2 protein-coding genes are annotated in these 1,522 nt (G+C 74.8%); one reads left to right on the top strand and one right to left on the bottom strand.

Annotated elements, in window-relative coordinates; translation table 11 throughout:
* Positions 1–477: hypothetical protein (locus VGD85_RS02780; RefSeq protein ID WP_331061922.1), on the top strand; the 477-nt coding region annotated here is incomplete at its 5' end.
* Here the strand turns inward: VGD85_RS02780 and VGD85_RS02785 are convergent.
* Positions 474–1,522, bottom strand: a 1,049-nt coding sequence (locus VGD85_RS02785; RefSeq protein WP_331061923.1) for an alpha/beta hydrolase, incomplete at its 5' end; no start/stop codon positions are given. The two genes, VGD85_RS02780 and VGD85_RS02785, sit on opposite strands and share 4 nt — an antisense overlap.

Genomic DNA, 1,522 nt, shown 5'->3' on the forward strand with positions numbered 1-1,522 from the left:
CAGGGGCACGCCGAGGCCGCGCCGGTGCCCCACGCCCAGGCCGCACCGGTCGACCCGGCGCCCGGCAGCCCGGCCGGCCCGCAGCCCAGCACCGAGCCCACCCCGGACCCGACGACCGACCCGACCCCGGACCCGACCACCGACCCCACCCCGGCGCCCGAGCCGACCCAGGAGGTCACCGGCACCCTCGCCACCTGCGGCACCGAGGACGAGCCGGCGTGGTGCATCGACGACCTCGTGGTCGACGTGGGCGACGAGGAGCTCCTCGCGGCGCAGGCACTGGCCGACTTCGACGCCGACGGCACGCTCGAGACCAACGCCGAGGAGCTGGCCGGCCTGGCCGACACCGAGGTCACCGTCACGCTGAGCGTCCCCGACGACGGCGAGGACGTGGCCCCGGCGCTGCTCGCGATCGGCGAGGACGCCTACCTGCCCGACGACCCGGTCGAGCCCCCGGCGGCGCCGCGCACCCGCTAGCTCGCGGCCCGCTCGCGGCGCCAGCCGTTCCAGTGCCAGTGCAGGTACCGGTCGATGGCGCGCACGACGTGCTGGCTGCGGATCGAGGGGAACACGTCGAACGCGTGCTGGGCACCCGGCAGCTCGGCGTACACGACCGTGGCGCCGGACACCTCGCGCAGCCGCTGGACGAAGAGGCGCGCCTGCTCGACCGAGACCAGCGAGTCGTGGGCGCCGTGCAGCACGAAGAAGTCGGGGGCGTCCTTGCCGACCCGCAGCAGCGGCGTGCCGGCCTCGAAGACCTCCGGGTCCTCCGCCCAGGTGCGCTTGACGATGCGCGGCGCGAGGAACCGGTCGCGCATCTGCTCGGCGCTGCGCAGGCCGGTGCAGCCTGCGAAGTCGTAGACGCCGTAGTGCGGCACCGCGACCGCCACGCTGGTGTCGGCGCCCTCGAAGCCGGGCTGGTACGCCGGGTCGTTCGCGGTCACGGCCGCCAGCGCCGTGAGGTGGCCCCCGGCCGAGCCGCCGGTGATCGCGATGTAGTCGGGGTCGCCGCCGTACTCCTCGATGTGCTCGCGGATCCACGCGATCGCCCGCTTGACGTCGATGATCTGCGCGGGGAACGGGTCGCGGGGCGCGAGCCGGTAGTTGATCGCCACGCACACCCAGCCCTTCGCGGCGAGGTGGTGCATCAGCGGGATGCCCTGCTGGTCCTTGCTGCCGATCGTCCAGCCACCGCCGTGGACCTGCAGCAGCACCGGGGCGCCGGTGATCTCGCCCTCGGCGGGCCGGTAGATGTCGAGCAGGCCGCGCTTGCCGTGGTCGGGGGCGTAGGCGACGTTCTTGTCGACGCGGACCGCGAGGTCGCGGATCCGGAACGGGTTGACCAGCTTGCGCCAGGGCACCGCGAGCTCCGCCGGGGTCGGCTTGGCGTCGAGCTGCTCGATGTAGTCGTAGCCGAGGCCCTCGACCAGCGCGTCCTCGGCGTTGGTCCGCACCCGGCGCGCCTGGTCGACGAGGAACGCCTGCCCGGCCAGGCTCGCGGCCGCGAGCGCCAGCCCGGTGC

The organism is Nocardioides sp., from assembly GCF_036401255.1.
GTDB lineage: Bacteria > Actinomycetota > Actinomycetes > Propionibacteriales > Nocardioidaceae > Nocardioides.